The sequence below is a fragment of the Streptomyces sp. UNOC14_S4 genome (assembly GCF_020740835.1).
Classification (GTDB): Bacteria; Actinomycetota; Actinomycetes; order Streptomycetales; family Streptomycetaceae; genus Streptomyces.
In genome coordinates, this window is record NZ_JAINFC010000927.1 from 1 (window position 1) to 1,312 (window position 1,312).

Sequence of the window (1,312 nt, forward strand, 5' to 3'; positions counted from 1 at the left end):
GGACGCCCCCGCCCCGCCGACGGAGCGGCTGACCGCCCGTGAGGCCGAGGTCCTGACGCTGATCGCGCAGGGACTGTCCAACGCCGAGATCGGCGACCGCCTTTTCCTCAGCCGCGCCACCGTCAAGACGCACATCAACCGCGTCTTCGCGAAGACCGGTGCGCGCGACCGCGCACAGGCCGTCCGCTACGCCTACCGCACCGGCCTGGTGAGCTGAGGCAGCAGAGGCGATGTGGATCATCGCTTCGGAGCCGGCGGTGAAGGTCTCGTAGCCGCGGGTGGGCGTTCACGTGGCCTCGCCCGGGCCGACTCCGGGGCCGGTGCTCATCGGCTCCCCGGGGTGGTGGCCCCGCCCCCATCCACGCCCGGGAGTGTGTGCTCCCGCCACCTCGTCCCGCCCGGGCCCCGGCAGCGACTGTTGGGGAGGTGGCCGACAAGCGCCGGCCACGGAACGGGGGAACTGCTGTGAGTGCCATGCATGCCGTGGGCGGGATACGTGAGTTGCCGGTCTCCGGAGGTGGCCGAGGGGGGCCGATGGACTCCCCCGGTACCGGGGAGCTGCTCACCGAGCTGTTCGGGACGCTGCGCCGCAGTGATCAGCGGCACAAGGCCGAGCTCTATCTGCGGGGGCTACTGGAGAGCGAGGGCCGCAAGTCGATCCGGAACATCGCCGGGCCGGAGGGCGGGGCCGCCGCGGCGCAGAGCCTGCACCACTTCATCTGCAGCTCCACCTGGGACTGGCGGCCGATGCGGGCCGGACTGGCGCGCTTCCTGGCCCGGGAGCGGGGGCGGCAGGCGTGGGTCGTCCGCTCGCTGCCGATCGTGAAGACGGGCACCCGGTCGGTGGGCGTGGAGCGGCAGTTCGTACCCGACCTGGGGCAGTCCGTGAACGGGCAGCTCGCCTACGGCGCGTGGCTCGCCGACGAGGGGTTCAGCGCGCCGGTGCACTGGCGGCTCCACCTGCCGGACGGCTGGCTGCGGGACCGCGAGCGGCGGATCCGGGCGGAGATCCCCGAGGACGCCGTCGGGACGGCGTTCCGGAGCACGGCGTCATGGAGCACGACGTCATGGAGTGAGGCGTCCCGGAGCACGGAGTTCCGGAGCGAGGACGCGCCGCACGGCACGCCGGACGACAGCGCCGTCGCCGTGGCCCTGGAGGCGGCGGGCACCTGGGGGCTGCCGGGGCGGCCGGTGGTGCTGGACACCCGGGTCGGGGACCTGGACGCCGTGCTGCGCACGTTCGAGCGGGAGCGGGTGCCGCTGCTCACCCGGGTCGACCCGGGGACACGGCTGTTCGTCGACGACCCGGCGG

Annotated in this window: 2 protein-coding genes; both read left to right on the top strand. The window is 74.0% G+C overall.

The features are described 5' to 3' along the window. A partial coding sequence (locus K6I34_RS37080) for a response regulator transcription factor (protein ID WP_229332407.1) occupies positions 1-217 on the top strand: 217 nt, incomplete at its 5' end. A 317-nt stretch (positions 218-534) separates the two neighbouring features. After that, positions 535-1,312 (top strand): transposase (locus K6I34_RS37085; protein WP_229332408.1); only part of this gene is annotated, 778 nt, incomplete at its 3' end.